Origin of the sequence: Ruegeria sp. HKCCA5839 (assembly GCF_013035585.1) — a bacterium.
GTDB lineage: Bacteria > Pseudomonadota > Alphaproteobacteria > Rhodobacterales > Rhodobacteraceae > Ruegeria.
Window position 1 is genome coordinate 34,931 of record NZ_WQIE01000010.1, and the last position, 17,585, is coordinate 52,515.

15 protein-coding genes and 1 tRNA gene are annotated in these 17,585 nt (G+C 56.7%); 5 read left to right on the forward strand and 11 right to left on the reverse strand.

Annotated features, from left to right (window positions below; genetic code table 11):
- Positions 1-78 precede the first annotated feature (78 nt).
- Entirely contained in the window at positions 79-474 is a 396-nt protein-coding gene (locus tag GOV38_RS19700) for a hypothetical protein (RefSeq protein ID WP_171210287.1), read from the reverse strand.
- Positions 475-737: 263 nt separating this feature from the next.
- On the opposite strand from GOV38_RS19700, the gene GOV38_RS19705 reads away from it, so the two are divergent.
- Positions 738-1,649 (forward strand): hypothetical protein, encoded by a 912-nt coding sequence (locus tag GOV38_RS19705; RefSeq protein ID WP_171210288.1) that lies wholly within the window; start codon positions 738-740, stop codon positions 1,647-1,649.
- A gap of 89 nt (positions 1,650-1,738) precedes the next feature.
- Here the strand turns inward: GOV38_RS19705 and GOV38_RS19710 are convergent, their stop codons facing one another.
- The gene (locus tag GOV38_RS19710; RefSeq protein WP_171210289.1) at positions 1,739-2,971 is read right to left on the reverse strand and encodes an HlyD family secretion protein; all 1,233 of its coding nucleotides are present in this window, start codon (positions 2,969-2,971) and stop codon (positions 1,739-1,741) included.
- Between the two features lie 3 nt (positions 2,972-2,974).
- The gene (locus tag GOV38_RS19715) at positions 2,975-3,394 is read right to left on the reverse strand and encodes a hypothetical protein (protein WP_371808551.1); all 420 of its coding nucleotides are present in this window, start codon (positions 3,392-3,394) and stop codon (positions 2,975-2,977) included.
- 134 nt (positions 3,395-3,528) lie between these two features.
- Here GOV38_RS19715 and GOV38_RS19720 point away from each other — a divergent pair, with 134 nt between their 5' ends.
- Positions 3,529-4,602 (forward strand): FAD-binding oxidoreductase, encoded by a 1,074-nt coding sequence (locus tag GOV38_RS19720; RefSeq protein ID WP_171210290.1) that lies wholly within the window; start codon positions 3,529-3,531, stop codon positions 4,600-4,602.
- Entirely contained in the window at positions 4,599-5,264 is a 666-nt protein-coding gene (locus GOV38_RS19725; protein WP_171210291.1) for a DUF938 domain-containing protein, read from the forward strand. The genes GOV38_RS19720 and GOV38_RS19725 overlap by 4 nt, the downstream gene beginning before the upstream one ends.
- A gap of 259 nt (positions 5,265-5,523) precedes the next feature.
- Here the strand turns inward: GOV38_RS19725 and GOV38_RS19730 are convergent, their stop codons facing one another.
- The 5 genes from GOV38_RS19730 to GOV38_RS19750 form a co-directional block, all read right to left on the reverse strand.
- Positions 5,524-8,031 carry an FAD-dependent oxidoreductase gene (locus GOV38_RS19730; RefSeq protein ID WP_171210292.1) on the reverse strand — a complete coding sequence of 836 codons (2,508 nt, stop codon included), beginning with the start codon at positions 8,029-8,031 and terminating at the stop codon, positions 5,524-5,526.
- A 137-nt stretch (positions 8,032-8,168) separates the two neighbouring features.
- Positions 8,169-9,518 carry a hypothetical protein gene (locus GOV38_RS19735; RefSeq protein ID WP_171210293.1) on the reverse strand — a complete coding sequence of 450 codons (1,350 nt, stop codon included), beginning with the start codon at positions 9,516-9,518 and terminating at the stop codon, positions 8,169-8,171.
- A gap of 87 nt (positions 9,519-9,605) precedes the next feature.
- Positions 9,606-11,006, reverse strand: a complete 1,401-nt coding sequence (locus GOV38_RS19740) for an FAD-binding oxidoreductase (protein ID WP_171210294.1) — start codon at positions 11,004-11,006, stop codon at positions 9,606-9,608.
- Between the two features lie 94 nt (positions 11,007-11,100).
- On the reverse strand, positions 11,101-12,894 hold the full coding sequence (gene ggt, locus GOV38_RS19745) for a gamma-glutamyltransferase (protein WP_171210295.1): 1,794 nt from the start codon (positions 12,892-12,894) through the stop codon (positions 11,101-11,103).
- Positions 12,895-13,002: 108 nt separating this feature from the next.
- Positions 13,003-13,989 carry a D-glycerate dehydrogenase gene (locus GOV38_RS19750; protein ID WP_171103585.1) on the reverse strand — a complete coding sequence of 329 codons (987 nt, stop codon included), beginning with the start codon at positions 13,987-13,989 and terminating at the stop codon, positions 13,003-13,005.
- 196 nt (positions 13,990-14,185) lie between these two features.
- On the opposite strand from GOV38_RS19750, the gene GOV38_RS19755 reads away from it, so the two are divergent.
- Positions 14,186-14,644, forward strand: a complete 459-nt coding sequence (locus GOV38_RS19755) for an SH3 domain-containing protein (protein ID WP_171103631.1) — start codon at positions 14,186-14,188, stop codon at positions 14,642-14,644.
- Positions 14,645-14,790: 146 nt separating this feature from the next.
- Positions 14,791-14,865: transfer RNA gene (locus GOV38_RS19760), tRNA-Gln, on the forward strand.
- A gap of 182 nt (positions 14,866-15,047) precedes the next feature.
- Here GOV38_RS19760 and GOV38_RS19765 read toward each other — a convergent pair.
- Genes GOV38_RS19765 through GOV38_RS22630 form a run of 3 tightly spaced genes read right to left on the reverse strand, consistent with a single transcriptional unit; the run spans position 15,048 to position 17,349 of the window.
- Positions 15,048-16,676, reverse strand: a complete 1,629-nt coding sequence (locus GOV38_RS19765) for a recombinase family protein (RefSeq protein WP_171210388.1) — start codon at positions 16,674-16,676, stop codon at positions 15,048-15,050.
- Positions 16,676-17,089, reverse strand: coding sequence for a DUF2924 domain-containing protein (locus GOV38_RS19770; RefSeq protein ID WP_171210389.1), 414 nt, complete (start codon positions 17,087-17,089; stop codon positions 16,676-16,678). Before GOV38_RS19770 ends, GOV38_RS19765 begins: the two co-directional genes overlap by 1 nt.
- On the reverse strand, positions 17,086-17,349 hold the full coding sequence (locus GOV38_RS22630; protein WP_171210390.1) for a DUF3489 domain-containing protein: 264 nt from the start codon (positions 17,347-17,349) through the stop codon (positions 17,086-17,088). Before GOV38_RS22630 ends, GOV38_RS19770 begins: the two co-directional genes overlap by 4 nt.
- Positions 17,350-17,585 lie beyond the last annotated feature (236 nt).

Sequence of the window (17,585 nt, forward strand, 5' to 3'; positions counted from 1 at the left end):
TCACGTAGCTGGCTCGTTCGTACGCTACAGATTACACCGCGATCGGTGGTAGTAGCGGCTAATCGCTTTCGCGCTGGCTTACTTAAACCAGCTAGAAGGCTTCATCTTCTTAACTTCGATAAGGTTGGACCTAAGAGCAGCCAACTGTTTCTCGAATTCGAAGATTTGCTTCTCAAGTTTCTTTATCTCGGCAGCTTGCCATTGCATCATAGCTTTCTCGGCTTCTTTTCTTAGCCTATCGGCGTCACCTTTTCCCGGTTTAGGTTTTTCTGACAGCGCTTTTAGGACTTGAGCCCAAAAGCGGCTGGAAATCTCGTTTTCTTTCTGCATTACATTTGCAAGACCTTGGAGGTGATTTGAAGCTGCTGTTGTATTTTCTTGTGCCTTGGTCAGCTTTCTAATCTCGGCATTTGCCTTCTTGCCTTTCTCCGAATTCATGACTCGCATGAACTCTACGATCATGGTCGTTCCCATGGTCTCCCCCCCGCGAATTGCACCCCAGCCTTTTTTATAGGCCTGAAATTCGCTTGCACCCGTCGATGGGTCTTTGCGTCACCGAGCATGAGGCGCCGCCCCCCTCGCTTTAGATCGAGAACTTGTGGCGCCCAATCTCCAGCAGAAAGGTCTGGGTTTGAACAACCGGCAACAACTAAGGCTTGCAATCCCGCACAAGACAAATAGAAAACGGGTTCGTCTCACATCACGTATGAAATCAAACAAGCATTGGCGCAGACTCTATGGCAAATGCAGTAATCCTATACACCGGGAATGTCTGTTCCACCCCGATGATAGAGTATGCGCGGGAAGCCAAAAATGTGTTTGTGCCGTTTCGTGAGCAGTTCGACTATTATCGAATTTCGGAACAATTCCCGAATGAAGACACAGTTTGCGAGGAATTCGCAGTTCTTCTACGAGACCTCTTTGAGAGGCGAAACAATCCGTTCTTTGATGACCCCGGCCTAATAGACTTCAGAGGCCAGCGCGCGCTCCCGACCAAATTTGAAAAGGCCAACATCCTTTTTAAGTGGCGATGCTGGAACCCCAGTCTCAAAGGTGTCGAGAGTATTGCCCGTGTCTTTCAGGACCACGGTGCGAAACCGATCATCATGCTGCGAAGGTCATTGATTGAGCAGGTCACCAAAATCCACCTGTCCGAAAAAGTCTATGGTGGACGCCACCAACAGTTTGCAGCAGCAGCAATGTCTGCAGAAGAATACCAAGACTATCTCGAACAGCAGAAGCGGCTGAGAGTCAGGCTTACCGAAGATGACATCGCAACTCTTAGTGCGACCGCAACAAAGTTTATCAAGCGGACCAGGTTGTTGATCGACGCACAAGCGACCTTCTTCGGCAAAAAGCCCCTGCAGGTCATCGTTGCCGAAGATATTTTCAAGCCGATGATCGACTACGATGCCTATAATCGAGTTCTGAATAGGGTTTTCCCACCGCGCTCGGTCTTCAAACGTTTGACCGGTTTGCTCTCCGGGCCTGAAACCCTTGTTGAACCCGGATCGGAATCCGCTGTCCGAAAGGGCGGATTGGAGTTGTCCCATTGTGAGAATATCGAAGACGTTTGGGCCAATGCAGAACTTGCCGAGCTGGAGGCCCAATACAAGGATATGATTTCAGGGCACACTAAACTGTCCTGAAGGTCACAAGCAGTCCGTACAGCCGATCTTTCTGACTTCTCAGCCCAAGGATCGAGCGCGCTGCGATCTACCTGAGACGACGAGTATTCTCAGTGTCCACTCAGAACCAATGTGTTCACCGGCATCAGGATCAAGCGCAATCGCAGACCAGCCGCGTGAACGACACCAATCGTGTCCACGACATGCAAGAATGCCGCGTCCCAAAAGCCAAGGTCTTCATGTTCCAGCCGCGCGTGATTATCCGTGTAGACATTTGCCAGGCAGTTGCTGCCCGGAGGAATGTCGTCTGCCATACCTTTGTACAAAGGTTCCATATACACTAGGATCGAACCTGGCACGGTATTGGTTTGAACATCGCGCAATACATCTGACGGGCGGATCTGGCCGGATGGGATGACGTCCTGAACCTCGACCACCACCATAGGGATTACCGTGAAGGGTTTTGTCATACAGCCCAATTCGCCGATCATTCCCGGCTTGATGACCTGAGCCGACAGCTGATTGAACGCAGCCTCGAACCGATCATGGCCCGAATGGGAGGGGACGAGAATACCCGCAGGACGCAGCAGCGGGCTGACATAGTCCCCGACTTGCAGACCGAATTGTTCAATCCGGCCTGTGACGCCTGCGTTGATGACGGTTTTATCCAGCTCTGTCAGCGCTGCATCCAGCTGAGCGTTCGCACTGGCCAATTGCGCCGGGATCAGGTCCTGTATCTCCTGTTCCACTGCGGCGCGCCGGGACTGCGCGGCCAGCAATTGCGCTTCGCGCTCGGCCACAAGGTTCTCTAGCCGTTCTATCTCGGCCAATCGCACTGCGCTTGAACCCTGATCACGCAGGGTCGTGTTGCGCTCCAGGTCTTCCAGCGACTGTGCAAGCGCGGCTTGAGCACCGGCAATCCCAGCATCCGCCTCGGCCAGATCTGTTTGGGCCACGTTCAACGACGCCTGAACCTGCGCAATTTGCGCGTGTGCCGATTCGACCTGAGCCCGCTGCGTGAAGTCTTCGATACGAAAGATCGGCTGACCGGCTGTCACCTGTTCATTGTTGCGCACATAGACTTCGGACACACGACCGCCCAGTTGAGGCAAAATCGTGACTGTCCGGAAATACGAGGCCGCCGCGCTGCTGGACGGATGAAAATAGAACAGAGTCGTGATCACGGTCAGCGCCAGAATGGCGCAGGTGGTCAAGCCCCAACGCAACTCGTACCACATGGTAAACAGCGTGATTTCATGTCCGATCCGTTTGCCCTGTACAAAGCGGCGAAACAGGTAATCAGGCAAGACGGTCACAAGCGCACACATCAGAGTTTCAAGCATCGCCTATTGCTCCTGCGCTGCAGCTGCGGAAGGTGTGGGATCAACCGGAGGCTCTTCAATGACAGGGTCCGATTTGCGTTGCGGCCCAAGCGAACGAATGGCGTCAGCGATGCCGCGCAAGGGGGCTGCAAAATCAGGAAATTGGAAGCCCGCAACCAGAATGGCCGCCACCCAGAACAGGCCGTTATGGGTAAAAAGAGCCAACAAGGCCAGTATACCCACCAACTGGAACTGCGGGTGGTTGGACTTATGCGCCAGTTTCTCGGGGATCGCGTGCAAGGTAAAATAGGCGACGCCGATCAGAACAATAACAATGACAGTAAAGACCAGCATGAAGGTGAACAGGAAATCACTTCCATCCGCCTGAGTGACATAGGAGGGAATATGTCCCGTCGCCATGGGATGTAAATCCGCTGTGCTCACCCTGCTCTCCTGTCTGTTGTTTGGTCTTTCTTGACGAGGTTGCAGTGCGATTTCAAGGTTGATCTGCCCGTACAAATGGATTTGATCAGTGTCAGACTTCGTCGCAACGTCCTGAAAACGCAGGCATAGGCAGAATGATTGACTTTCTTGTTATTGGCGGTGGTATCGCGGGGCTGAGCGCAGGTGCGCGGTTATCTGCTTTGGGTCGCGTCACCGTGCTCGAGGCCGAAGACGCGCTGGGCTATCACGCGTCGGGCCGGTCGGCGGCATTGTTCGAAGAAAACTATGGCCCGCCTTCAGTGGTGGCTTTGAACCGGGCGGGTGCCGCGTTTTTTCATGACAAGACATCCAACTATCTGACACCCCGAGGACTGATGTTGCTGGGGAAAAAGGATGAAGCAGAGGCTTTCGCCCAAGACGCCGATGAACTTGGCATGACGCCGATCAATGTGCAGGACGCCATTGCACGTGTCCCGATCCTGAACCCTGAAACCGTTGGTTTTGCTGGGGAAAGCTCTAGCGCTTTTGACATAGACACGGATCGGCTGTTGCAGGATTTCGCCAAGATCGTGCGTGTCAATGGCGGTGACGTCCTCACGAAATCCCGTGTCTCTGCGATCCGAAAAGATCGGTATTGGATTGTCGAGGCAGGTCGCGCCTTTGAATCCCGCACCCTTGTGAATGCCGCCGGTGCCTGGGCAGATCAGATCGCCGCACTTGCCGGGATCAAGCCGATTGGCATCGTGCCAAAACGCCGCTCTATGGGTCGCATTCCTGCACCCGGAGGGCATGATGTTCGTTGCTGGCCGATGATGTTGGGCGTGAATGAGGCTTGGTATGCCAAGCCAGACGCGGGAAAGCTGCTGGTGTCGCCATCAGAGGCTGATCCGGTCGCTCCGCATGATGCTTTTGCTGACGATATGGTGCTGGCCGAGGGTATTGCGCGGTATGAAGAGATGGTGACAGAACCCGTCATGCGGCTTGAGGCCAATTGGGCAGGACTGCGCAGCTTTGCCCCTGATGGGACGCTCGTGCTGGGGCCGGACCCATTTGATCCCAGCTTTGTCTGGTCTGCTGGCCAGGGTGGCTATGGCTTTCAAACCGCACCAGCCGCTTCGCTACTGATTGCTGATCTGATTGCCGGAAAGCCGTCGGAGCTGGACGACAAGACCGTCGCCGCACTGCGCCCCGAACGGCTGCACCGATGACAGAGCGCGCCACCCCGCCAAGCACGCCAATGTCTGGCCAAAGGACAAACAACCGCCTCGTCGCGCCTGCAGCGGCTCGCAATGCGGATGCTCTGTGTAACGTGCTAAAGCGCCTCGCACCGCAATCCGGGAAAGCTCTGGAATTGGCAAGCGGTACAGGGCAGCATGTTGCTGCCTTTGCGCAGCACCTGCCGGGCTTGAACTGGCAACCCACAGAAATCGATCCAAACCGGCGTGCCAGTATCGATGCCTATTCACACGGCCTGAGCAACGTCGCGACGGCACGCCACCTCGACGCAACAGTCTCGGGCTGGGCGTTTGACTTTAGTGAAAAGGACCTGATTGTTCTGATCAACCTCCTGCACCTGATATCCTGGTCCAAAACAGAGATTTTGATCGCAGAAACCGCTGCGGCGCTCGCGCCTGGTGGGCAATTTGTTCTTTACGGCCCGTTCATGCGAAACGGGCAGCTAACCAGCGCGGGGGACCAACGCTTCCACACGGCGTTGATCCAACAAGACCCAGAAATCGGCTACAAGAACGATGCTGATATCCTCGGTTTGCTGAAAGAAAGCGGGCTCAATCTGTCGGAGATAGTGGACATGCCCGCCAACAACCTGGCTTTTGTCACACAAAAACCGTCAGGCGAGCCCCGGCCCTGAAAAAGCCTGCAGTGGCAGGCTTGCCTCCGGCGGAGGTATTTTTAAACAGAAGAAGTAACGGATCATTAATCTTGATCAGCGACAGTCGCCAGGCGGTACAGGCGGAGGCGCCGATGACCGCAACAGGAGAAGGCCCCCTGTCCAAAAGCAGGGGGCTGGATCTTTTCAAGTCCCCTGCTTCTTCTGTTCAAAAATACCTCCGCCGGAGGCATGTGCCGCGCAAGCGGTGCATTTTGCATCACCGGCCACCCGTCACGACTCAACCATCTTTGCGGATGGTCTCGTTCTTAGGGTCATAGGGGCTGTCGCACGTCACCACAGCGTCCCACAAATTGTCCTGCATCTTGACCTTCAGCTTGGTGCCTTCGACCGCCAACTCGGGTCTTACATAGCCCATGCCGATAGATTTCTCGAAGGCTACCGAATAACCGCCCGAGGTCAAACGCCCCACACGTTCGCCTTCCGGCGTATAAAGTGCCTCGCGTCCCCACGGGTCCGCATCATCCGGCCCGTCAATCAGCAAAGTGCAGCATTTCACGCGCACACCGGTCTCTTCCAGCTTGGCCTTGCCGTGAAAGTCCTTGGACAGGTCGACAAAACGCGGCAGGTCAGCCTCGAGCGGAGTCGCATCGCGACCGAGTTCAGTGCCAAAGGCGCGATAGGATTTCTCCTGGCGCAGCCAGTTTTGCGCGCGAGCCCCGACCAGCTTCATGCCGTGTTTCTCTCCGGCCTGTTCCAGCAGATCGAACAGATAGTTCTGCATCTCGATCGGGTGATGCAGTTCCCAGCCAAGTTCACCAGTATAGGCCACACGGATCGCGTTGACCGGGCACATGCCCAGCTCAATCTGACGAGCCGACAACCAAGGAAAGCGCTTGTTGGACAGTGCGGTTTCGGGATCGGCGTCCTTGATGACCTCTTTCAGAACGTCGCGCGATTTGGGTCCGGCGATGGCAAAAACGCCCCATTGGGTGGTCACGTCCTGGATTTCGATATAGCCGAACTCCTCCATCTTGTCCTCGGCGGCCTTGCGCAGATAGTCAGCGTCATACTCTGTCCAGGCTCCGGCGGAGACGAGGTAATAGCTGTTCTCGCCAGTGCGGACGATGGTGTACTCAGTGCGGGTAGTGCCGTGCGAGGTCAGCGCATAGGTCAAGTTGATGCGCCCGACCTTGGGCAGTTTGTTGCAGGTGAACCAATCCAGAAACTGGGTGGCACCGGGGCCTTTGACGACATGTTTGGTGAAGGCTGAGGCGTCGATCAGGCCGACGCCATTGCGGATCGCCTTGGCTTCTTCGACGGCATATTCCCACCAACCGCCACGACGGAACGACCGGCTTTCCTTGTCGAAATTGTCCGGCGCGTCCAGCGGGCAAAAATAATTCGGGCGTTCCCAGCCATTGACCCAGCCGAACTGCGCGCCGCGGGCCTTCTGGCGATCATAGGCCGGAACGGTCCGCAGCGGGCGGCAGGCTTCGCGTTCTTCGTCAGGGTGATGCAGAATATAGACATGCTCATAGCATTCTTCATTCTTGCGCGCCGCAAATTCCGTGGTCATCCAGTTCGAGGAATAGCGTTTGGGGTCCAATGAGGCCATGTCGATCTCGGCCTCGCCTTCGACCATCATTTGCGCCAGGTAATAGCCGGTGCCACCTGCGGCGGTGATGCCAAAGGAAAAGCCTTCGGCCAGCCACATATTGCGCAGGCCCGGAGCCGGTCCAACCAGTGGGTTGCCGTCCGGCGTATAGCAGATCGGGCCGTTGAAATCATCTTTCAGGCCCGAATCCGCACAGGATGGCACGCGTTCGGCCATCGCCATGTATTGATCGGCAATTCGGTCGATATCCAGCGGGAACAGGTCGGCGCGGAAACTGTCCGGCACGCCATACTCAAAGCGCGCAGGCGCACCGTGTTCGTAGATGCCCAGAATCCAGCCGCCGCGCTCTTCACGCGCATAGGATTCGTTGTCGGCATCGCGCACAACCGGGTGTTCTGGGTTACCGGCTTCGCGCCATTTGACCAATTCGGGGTCTTTGTCCATGACGATGAAAGTGTGCTCGACCGGGATCGCAGGCATCTTGATGCCCAGCATCTTGGCGGTGCGCTGCGCGTGGTTGCCCGATGCGGTCACCACATGCTCGGCTGTGATCACCACTTGCTCGTCTGACGGAACAAGGTTGCCGCCCTGCTCGACCATTTTGGTACAGGTCACCTCCCAATGGGTACCGGTCCAATGGAACGCGTCGGCCTGCATCTTGCGGACGATGTCAACGCCGCGCTGGCGCGCGCCTTTGGCCATCGCCTGGGTGACATCGGCAGGGTTAATATAGCCGTCTTCAGTGTGGTAGATCGCGCCTTTCAGATCGCCGGTTTCGATCAGTGGCCAACGTTCCTTGATCTGCTCAGGCGTCAGCCATTCATATTTGACGTCACAAGTCTCGGCTGTGGACGCGTAGAGCATGTATTCGTCCATGCGGTCCTGCGTCTGCGCCATGCGCAGGTTCCCAACCACGGCAAAGCCCGCATTCAGGCCGGTTTCTTCCTCGAGCGTCTTGTAGAAGTCGACCGAGTATTTGTGGATATGCGTCGTCGCGTAAGACATGTTGAAAAGCGGCAGCAGGCCCGCCGCGTGCCAGGTGGACCCCGATGTCAGCTCATCCCGCTCGATCAGCATCACGTCATCCCAGCCTGCCTTGGCCAGGTGATAGGCAATTGATGTCCCAATGGCGCCACCGCCAACAACCAATGCTTTGACTTGGGTTTTCATAACCGGCGTCTCCCTAGAATTCAGCTGACACCATATGGCGCATTTGCGGGTCAAAACGCGACAGTCATCCGACCCCTGATCAATAAAAAACGACCCGCTTTAAGGGCGGGCCGCAAAATTTGAACATCGATATTGTTTTAGTTGCCGACAGCACAGCGCTTGTTCGCGCCCCACATCGAGCAAGACTTGGTATCCAAACTTCCTTTACGCACCTTGACCTCGGCAGACTGAGAACGGCTTCCTGATCCGTTGAAGATTGAAGTCAATCCGCTGAGCAATCCGCCGCCCGAAGACGCCTGCGTGGGAACGGGCTGCTGAGTTGGGTCGGCCTGTTCAGCACTGCCACCGGTCACCTTGGCGAAAAGACGGCCGAACATGCCTTGTTCCTGATTGGTGCTTGCTTGATCGGGCTGATCGTACATCAGGTCGTTCAAGCCTTTACGATACCCCAATTGCATCAACTCTTGCGGTGAAGAGATTTTGTTCGCAGTCAGGTCGAACGTATCACCCGGCAACCCGTAGCTACCGGCAAGTGTGTTCGCCACCAGCGACAGGTTGTCCAGATTGTTTATCCGCATCTGGGCCAGTTCACCGCGCAGTTTGAGGAATTCGGTGCGCAGTTTGGCCATATCGACTGCAAGTTCGGGCTCGACTGCCTTATCGATCACCCGATCATTGCTGACCCCCGGCACAGGCAGGCTGAGTAACGCATTCAGTCCGTCATAGTCGACCTGTTGAAGGAACGAGTAAACCTCGTCGCGGGGCGCATCCGACATGACCTTCAGGCGAATTTCCTGCCCCAGACCCAGCGTACCAACATAAGTTTTGAAACTGACCTGTTTTCCGGTTTCAGCTATTTTCTTCTTCATCAAAGCCCAATTTGTGCGGGTTCCCTTCGACACATCGTAAAAGTCGCCCGCGACCTCTTCGAAAAAGGCGACGCCCCCGATGACACCGAGCGCGGCGTAATCGGTGCCCTTGAAGTTCATTCCGGCCAGCGATGCTTCTATGTTGCCGACAATGGTATTCTGGTTTGGGCTGCTGACCAAGCGCGCTTGTAACCAGATGGTTTTTTCGCCGTTCTCATAAAGCCACCCGATGCGATCCAGCTTGTCGGCGCGGACCTTGGCCTCTTGCACTGCAACTTCGATCGCCAGGGGCCGGGCTGCTGCACTTGCCTTGGCTTGTTCGGCGCCAAGGCGGGCATCCACGGTATAGTCGTGATCGGTTATCGCGCGGCGCACCCATTCTTCGCTGCTTGGGGGCAAATAGGGCTTGGCACCTTGCCGCCAGCGCTTCTGCCGGTCTTGTTCGACCTCTTCAGCAAGCCGTTCCTCTTGGTAGAGGTTAAAACGGCTGGCAACCGTGTCGAAATACCCTTCAAGCGTCAGGGTTTCTTCGTGCTTTTTGTCCTGCTGGTAATAATCCAGCCCAACCACAACTGCCAACGCGACTATTGCGAATCCTAAGAACCGCAGGAAATCCATTTGAGACCTCAAAACACTTTCTGCTCCGAGGTCTCGGATCTCATAACATTGAGGCAAGGTTATGGCCCGAAATGGCCCACGAAAGGGTCAATCCAGGATCTTGCCGGGGTTCATGATGTTGTCAGGGTCAAGCGCTGCCTTTATCGCCGACATATAGCCGGTCGCGGCCCCTAACTCTTTGATCAGATAGGGACGTTTCCCTTGTCCGATGCCATGCTCACCGGTGCAGGTGCCGTCCATTGAAATCGCAAGCTCGTTCAGCCAATTCACAAACTCCTCGGCGTTGGCCACCTCCTCGGGGCTGTCCATATCGAGCAGGACCAGCGTGTGGAAGTTCCCATCGCCGACATGACCAACAATCGGGGCCAAAAGGTCCAGTTCTTCGGCTTTTTTCTGTGTCAGACCAACGCATTCGGCCAAACGCGAAATCGGTACGCAGACATCCGTGGAAATCCCGCGGGCACCCGGGCGCAATTGCAGGCTGGCCCAGTACATATCGTGCCGCGCCTGCCAAAGCTTGGTGCGCTCTTCGCTGGTGGAGGTTGCGGCAAAGTCCCTGCCCTCGAACTCTTCGGCAATTCCTCCAAAGGTTTCCGCCTGCTCTTTTGCACCGTTCTCTGACCCGTGAAATTCAAGCAGCAAGAGCGGCGTTTCCGGCAGTTTCAGGCCAGAATAAGCGTTGGCTGCTTTGACGGACATTTCATCCAGCAGTTCAATTCGCGCCACGGGGATACCGTATTGGATCGTCATCATAACGGCCTGACAGGCCGCATCCACCGTTGGAAACGAACAGCGAGCCGATGTGATGGCCTCGGGGATCCCCTGCAAACGCAATGTGATTTCAGTGATAATGCCCAGCGTACCCTCGGCGCCGATCAGCAAGCGGGTTAGATCATACCCGGCCGAAGACTTTTTCGCCCGATGGCCAGTGCGAATGATCTGCCCGTCCGGCATTACCGCCTCAAGGCTGAGGATATTGTCTTTCATCGTCCCATAGCGCACCGCGTTTGTGCCCGACGCCCGCGTCGCCGCCATGCCGCCCAATGAGGCATTGGCCCCCGGATCGATTGGAAAAAACAAACCCTGATCGCGCAGATAGGTGTTCAAGTCTTCGCGGGTGACGCCGGGTTGCACAACACAATCCAGATCGCTGGCATGCACCGCCAGAACCTTATTCATCTGCATCAAGTCAACCGAAATACCCCCGGCGGGCGCGTTCACATGCCCTTCGAGCGAGGTTCCCGTGCCAAACGGGATCACCGGAACTTTGTGCGCCGCGCAGGTCTTGACGATCTCGGCAACCTCTTCGGTCGAGTGTGGAAAGACCACGGCATCGGGGTTTTGATTGTCGATCCAAGTGGTCGTATGCCCATGCTGTTCGCGGATGGCCGCGCCTGTTTGCAGACGATCACCGAAACGTTGTTTAAGAACCCCAATCGCGGTTTCGATCCCCTGTTCGTTGCGGGGCAAGGCCATTGCCTGAACCATTCTGTTCCTCCCTTGGCCCAAAGACAAAGCGGGCCTTTCAGCACTATGACTAAAAGGCCCGCCGATGGCGCGCAATGATTTTGAGGATCAGAGCTTATTCGCCCAGCGCGATCCCTTCTCGACGCGGATCAGCTCCACCACTCAGGCCCTCACCGATCTCGATAGCATGCAGGCCCGAGGTTAGGTCGCGGGCGTTTACCTCGTACCCAAGCTCTGCCAGCGCGTCGGAATACCCTTCGGCGGCGGTGCCAGCTTCGACATCATAGGTGCCGAAACGGTTTACCAGATGGGGCAACATCACGGCCTGCTGGACATCCATATCCCAATCGGCCCAGGCGATGATCGATTTGGCCACATATCCGATGATCCGACTGCCACCGGGCGACCCGATAGCCAGAACCGGCGCACCGTCTTCAAGAACGATCGTGGGGCTCATGGATGAACGCGGGCGTTTGCCCGGTTCAAGCCGATTTGCGATGGGCACGCCATCGGAATGAGTGCGGAACGAGAAATCGGTCAGCTCGTTGTTCAGAAGGAACCCGTTGGTCATCAGGCGCGACCCAAAACCGTTCTCGATGGTGGTCGTCATCGACAAGACGTTGCCATAGGCATCGACGATCGAGATATGAGAGGTCGACGGCAATTCGATCGAGACATCATCAGCCCAGTTGAGCGCATGGTCAAATTCAGGATTGCCGGGCGCAACCTCTTCCAGCGCTGTGGTTCCAGACATCAGCCCCGCGCGTTCAGCCAGATAGGCCGGATCGACCAAACCCTGCGTCGGGACGGGCACAAAATCACTATCCGCCATGTATCGGCCCCGATCAGCAAAAGCCAGGCGCGAGGCCTCACCGATCAGACGCCAGGCCTCGGCGCTTTCGGGACCCATTGCACCCAGATCATAACTGTCCAGCATACCCAGAATCTGCCCCACCGTCAGCGCACCGGACGATGGTGGCCCCATGCCGCAGACCTCGTAAGACCGGTAGTTGGCACAGACCGGTTCGCGCTCGATCACCTGATACAGCGCAAGGTCAATGCCAGACAAAACGCCGGGGTTGCCGGGGGCATTGCGCACTGTGTTCACGATCCCGGTGGCAACGTCACCACCATAGAACCCGGCAGCCCCCTGAGACGCCAGCGCCTTTAGCGTATCTGCATAAGCCTGATTGGTCAGCCGCTGCCCCTGTGCCAAAGGCTCACCACCGGGCAGGAAATAGTCAGCAGTGGCAGGAAAACGTGCCAGTCGTTCCGCATCCGCTTCTACCAGCGATGCCAATCGCGGCGACACAAGAAACCCGTCTTCGGCCAGAGCAATGCCATTGTCAAACAACGACGGCCACGGGCTGCGGCCCCAACGACGATGTGCTTCTGCCATCAAGGCAGGGGTGCCGGGGGTTCCCACCGACAACCCACCAACTACCGCATCAAAGAATTTCAACGGCTCACCATTTTCGTCCTGAAACAACGTGGGCCGCGCCGCGAGCGGAGCGGTTTCCCGCCCGTCTAACGTGGTCAGTGATCCGCTGGTCGCATCATACCAAACCAAAAAGGCACCGCCGCCCAAACCGGAAGATTGAGGCTCAACCAGGCCCAGAACAACTTGCACCGCAACCATCGCATCTGCTGCTGTTCCACCCGCCCGCAGCACCCGTGCGCCAGCCTCAACGGCCAATGGGTTCGCCGCTGCAACCATCCAATTCTCGGATTCGACCGGCACACCGGCCAGCTTAGCTTCCAGCGCCGCAATGACCTGCTCGGTCAGGGCCTGAGCTTCACCTTCGGTTGCCGCCTCGGGCGCAACGGCGTCAGCGGTTTCCTGCGCCCATAGCGGGCCGGCAATAAAAGTCGCCGATAACAGCAACCCCGATATCAAACTCACACGCATGTGGATCTCCCTTTTGGTCAAAATCAATAGCGTTCGCTCGCGCCGGATAGACCGCGCAACACGATGTTCAAATCAAGACAGCAGGCCCGGCCCAAAAAGGGGCAAAAATCACAGCATCGACGGAACAACTTGATCCGGTGGCCGGTGACCATCCTCGAAGGTCTTGATATTAATAATAACTTTCTCACCCATCTCGATCCGACCCTCAAGCGTCGCCGAGCCCATATGGGGTAGAAGAACGACATTGGGCAATTGCCGCAAACGGGGATTGGCGTCGGTGCCATGTTCGTAGACATCCAGCCCCGCGCCCGCGATTTCACCGGCACGCAGCATTCGGGTCAATGCGTTTTCGTCGATAACCTCGCCGCGCGACGTATTCACGACCACCGCTGTGGGTTTCATAAGCTTTAGCCGCCGTGCATTCATCAGATGGAAGGTCGAAGGCGTCGACGGGCAATTGATCGAGATCACGTCCATCCGCGCAACCATCTGGTCAAGGCTATCCCAATAGGTCGCCTCCAACTCTTGCTCGATCTCGGGGCGCAGCTTGCGCCGGTTGTGATAATGCACCTGCATACCAAAGGCGCGCGCGCGCCGCGCAACCGCTTGCCCGATCCGGCCCATGCCCAAAATGCCAAGCCTCCGCCCGCCGACCCGACCGCCAAGCAAAGCGGTCGGAGCCCAACCGGCCCAATCGCCTTTTTGCATGACGCTCAGCCCCTCGGGGATCCGGCGCGTTACCGCAAGGATCAACCCCATGGTCATGTCAGCGGTGTCATCGGTCAACACACCCGGTGTATTCGAAACCAGAATCCCGCGCTGGCGTGCCGTGGCCACATCAATATTGTCGACGCCAGCCCCATAGTTTGCAATCAGACGCAACTGCTCGCCCGCCTGCCCCAGAACACCTCCGTCAATGGTGTCCGTGATCGTTGGCACCAAGACATCAGCCGTCTTGACTGCAGCGACCAATTCATCCCGGCTCATGGGGTTGTCGGTGTCGCGCAACGTGACATCGAACAGCTCGCTCAACCGGGTTTCAACAGCCTCGGGCAATCGTCGCGTAACAACAACACTCAGACGTTCTCTTGGCACCTTGGCCCTCCTATTGTTTTGCAAACGGTCACGCGCCATGGCATCGTGGCGCAGGATCAGGCGGGGCACAAGAACCCTAGGGCACAGACCCACCCTTTTTTGAGAGCGCAGAAGACAAACATAAGAGCAGGCAGTGAGTGCTATTTTTTCGCTAGATCGTCGTGTGTTGGCGTTTGCTTTGGTTTTCCTCGCATTTATGGGACCGGTGGCGGCCCTAGCGCAGGATGCGCGTGGCTCGGTCACGAATCTCCCGCTGCCACGTTTTGTGTCGATGAAAGCCGCCGAGGGCAATGTGCGGCGCGGCCCTTCACTGACCCATCGCATCGATTGGGTCTTCAAGCGCCGCGGGATGCCTTTGCAGATCACGGCCGAATACGGAAACTGGAGGAAAGTTCAGGATCGCGACGGCGCTGGCGGTTGGGTCCACTATGCGCTTTTATCAGGAGTCCGCACGGTGTTGATCGAGTCCGATCTGCTGCCGGTTTATGCCTCTGCGGATCCGCAATCTCAGGTCAACGCGCAATTCGAGTCGGGTGTTGTCGCAAGATTGGGTAGCTGCACGCTCGACTGGTGTCAGATCTCGGCTGGCGGATATCGCGGGTGGACGATGAAAGAGAATCTCTGGGGTGTTGGTCCAGAGGAAATAAGAGAGTGACGGCAAAAACCATGTCAATTCCGCAGGGTTATTCGTTGTCAAACAGCACGGCCCAGCGCGCATAGAAATTTTTCCGAGACTCGTTGAAATTTTGCGCCAACCCTCTTGAACCCGGTCAGCAACAGTCGTAGATAGCCGCTCACCGTTGGGGTGTAGCCAAGTGGTAAGGCAGCGGTTTTTGGTACCGTGTATCGTAGGTTCGAATCCTACCACCCCAGCCATCCACTCCCAAATTTTCAGCTGACAAGAGAGTGCGCCGATATTGTCGCGTGATTTCCGCGGCTTGGCATCATCAATTTCTGACAGAGACTCGAGATGCAGAGCAGCAAGGGCCGATTTGTGCCCATAGTCTCTGTTTGCCATTTCGGCGGTACGAGTTTGGAAGATTTCGGGCAGGTGTCGCTCAGAGCTTCGCGAACCGTTCACGTTGCTCGGACCACGAAGCCCGCACGCCCGATTTGATGAGGTAATCGGACGTCAGGTCTGCTGGCTGTTCACCCGATGCGATGGCATCCAGAATGTCGGGCGCAAGCATTGCCAGATCAACCACATCCTGAACTCGGCGTTTGGACGTCCCTTCCGCCTCAGCGATCTCCGCAAAGGTTTTTCCGCTCAGGATCATAGCCATCCATCGCTGCGCTTTGACGATGTTCTGGACCAGAGTGCAATCTACCTCCGAGGGCGCGTCTCCCAAATGCAGCTTCAACTCAACGCCGCGCCGGCGCATCCGGAAGGGTGCTTCAAAACGCAATGATGTTGAGTCGATCCGATCACTTTCACATTCAACTAGCTCGGCGATTTCTTGATTGTTCAAAGTAACAGCGAGCTGGCCCGGTTTAAGGTCGACGCGCGCAACAAGAGCAAGGCCCTGTTTCGCACTTTGGACGGCAGTCAGTTTCGTGGAGAAGCCAGGGATCTCTGCGGCCGTTACGTCCGGCATGAGGGCTGCAACAAAATCAGGACGGCTCAGGTCCTTTCTGATGAGATCTGTGATTAGCGTCTCAAGTTCGTCCGCAGGCAGGCGCCAGGCATCCGGATGCTTCTGGCTGCGGTCCTTCACTAACCGGTGGGAGATGTAGTACCGCAATCGCTTTCCATTCTTCCTGCTGTGACTGGGTGTCAGTCGGTCGCCGGTTTCATCGAAGAGCTTTCCCACTAGCAATGATCGCTGGATTTTGCGTTTGGTGCCTCGGGATTTTGCGGCCCCATCTTGCAGCATCTGCTGAACCTCATCCCAGACCTCTGGCGCAATGATCGCAGGATGCCGTCCGTCGTACACCTGGCCCTTGTGACGGATCCGTCCGGCATAAATCGGGTTGCTCAAAATGTGATGGATGTGCCCGCGATCAAAACGGAGACCGCCAGACACCCGCCCTTCCCCACGAACACGCCGTCGCGATCTGAGATCCATCGCGTCTGCACGCTCTTTCACAAGTCGGATGAGGCCATGCTCGAGATAGAGATCATACAACGCTTTAACAGTCTTCGATTCCTCCGGGTCGATTTTCAGAGTTCGGCCACTTGCCTGATAGCCGAGCGGGACGTTGCCACCCATCCAAAGGCCCCTGCGTTTTGAGACCGCGATCTTGTCTCGAATGCGCTCCGCTGCGACCTCGCGTTCGAATTGGGCAAAGCTGAGCAGTACATTGAGCGTGAGCCGCCCCATGCTAGTGGCCGTATTAAAGCTTTGCGTCACGGATACAAACGATGCTTTAGCCTGATCCAACCGTTCCACCAGCTTGGCAAAGTCTGCCAGCGAGCGGGTCAACCGGTCGATCTTGTAGACCACGATCTGATCGACGTGTTTGTCATCTACAGCTTGCATCAACCGCTGCAAAGCAGGCCTATCGAGGTGTCCGCCGGAGATGCCGCCGTCGTCATACCGGTCGGGCAGCAATTCCCAGCCTTCATGCTTCTGGCTAGCGATGTAGGCTTCACAAGCCTCTCGCTGTGCGTCCAGAGAATTGAAGTCCTGTTCCAGCCCCTCTTCCGAGCTCTTGCGGGTATAGATGGCACAGCGGATTCGGCGCATCACTGGACCCCGAAGAAGCGCGGACCGGACCAGTGTGCGCCCGTGATATGTTTTGCGATGGCTGACAGCGACCGCCAGGATTTGCCATCCATGACGTACCCTCCCTCAACGACCTCGACTTGGTAAGTCCGTCCGTTCCATTCCCGGACAAGGTGAGAACCGGGCTTGGCAGTCGTGGGCAACGCTTTCCCGGCGGCAATCTGTTTCAGACGGCGGGTGGTCTTGACGGACACACCGCCCAGCGCCCTGTTCTGCGTCTCCCAGATCAGCACCTGCTTCATGAACAGTGGCGAAAGATACTTTGGGGGCGAGCGCCCGAAAGTCTCGCGCCAGCGGTCGAGGCACGAGGCGCGATCAAAGGCTTCAATCTCCGATATCAGGATCGACACCTTCTCGTTTTGCTCGGCTTTCATTGGGCGCCCTGGAATTCGACAATTCGGTAAACCGATCCCTTGTCGGTCTCTGCCCTGTCAACCACGCACCCTGCTTTGCGTTGCGCGGATATCGCTGCCCGAGCCGTATGCGGTTGCCAGCCGAAGGTCTTTTGAAGCTGCGCGATTGTGACGCCGGACTTCCGCGTGAGCATTCTGTGAAGCTGCTTATGACGGGTCAGCTTTTTACCAAACTTTGTGGTTCTGGCCGAACTTTGCGCTACCGCATTTGGTGTAGTCATCGTGTTTCTCCACTCTGCGGGCAAAGGCCCATCCCTCGCCCCGTACTGAGTGGAGCCCGGTGATCCCGGGCGATTGCGACATGGACAGTACCGCTCTGAACGGCTGTGTGGTCAAGTCCAATTGTGGAGAAGGCCCGCGATTCATTGGATCGCCGAGCGGTGTCTCATGTGTCTGCTTTCCGTTCACAAGCGGTCATCTGACAGAAAGACTCAGATGACTGCAGCGAGCCCAATGT

Bases quoted from the DNA above. Each gene is read 5' to 3' on its own strand.
- GOV38_RS19700 (WP_171210287.1), bottom strand. From the start codon at position 474: ATGGGAACGACCATGATCGTAGAGTTCATGCGAGTCATGAATTCGGAG.
- GOV38_RS19705 (WP_171210288.1), top strand. From the start codon at position 738: ATGGCAAATGCAGTAATCCTATACACCGGGAATGTCTGTTCCACCCCG.
- GOV38_RS19710 (WP_171210289.1), bottom strand. From the start codon at position 2,971: ATGCTTGAAACTCTGATGTGTGCGCTTGTGACCGTCTTGCCTGATTAC.
- GOV38_RS19720 (WP_171210290.1), top strand. From the start codon at position 3,529: ATGATTGACTTTCTTGTTATTGGCGGTGGTATCGCGGGGCTGAGCGCA.
- GOV38_RS19725 (WP_171210291.1), top strand. From the start codon at position 4,599: ATGACAGAGCGCGCCACCCCGCCAAGCACGCCAATGTCTGGCCAAAGG.
- GOV38_RS19730 (WP_171210292.1), bottom strand. From the start codon at position 8,031: ATGAAAACCCAAGTCAAAGCATTGGTTGTTGGCGGTGGCGCCATTGGG.
- GOV38_RS19735 (WP_171210293.1), bottom strand. From the start codon at position 9,518: ATGGATTTCCTGCGGTTCTTAGGATTCGCAATAGTCGCGTTGGCAGTT.
- GOV38_RS19740 (WP_171210294.1), bottom strand. From the start codon at position 11,006: ATGGTTCAGGCAATGGCCTTGCCCCGCAACGAACAGGGGATCGAAACC.
- ggt (WP_171210295.1), bottom strand. From the start codon at position 12,894: ATGCGTGTGAGTTTGATATCGGGGTTGCTGTTATCGGCGACTTTTATT.
- GOV38_RS19755 (WP_171103631.1), top strand. From the start codon at position 14,186: ATGGGACCGGTGGCGGCCCTAGCGCAGGATGCGCGTGGCTCGGTCACG.
- GOV38_RS19765 (WP_171210388.1), bottom strand. From the start codon at position 16,676: ATGCGCCGAATCCGCTGTGCCATCTATACCCGCAAGAGCTCGGAAGAG.
- GOV38_RS19770 (WP_171210389.1), bottom strand. From the start codon at position 17,089: ATGAAAGCCGAGCAAAACGAGAAGGTGTCGATCCTGATATCGGAGATT.
- GOV38_RS22630 (WP_171210390.1), bottom strand. From the start codon at position 17,349: ATGACTACACCAAATGCGGTAGCGCAAAGTTCGGCCAGAACCACAAAG.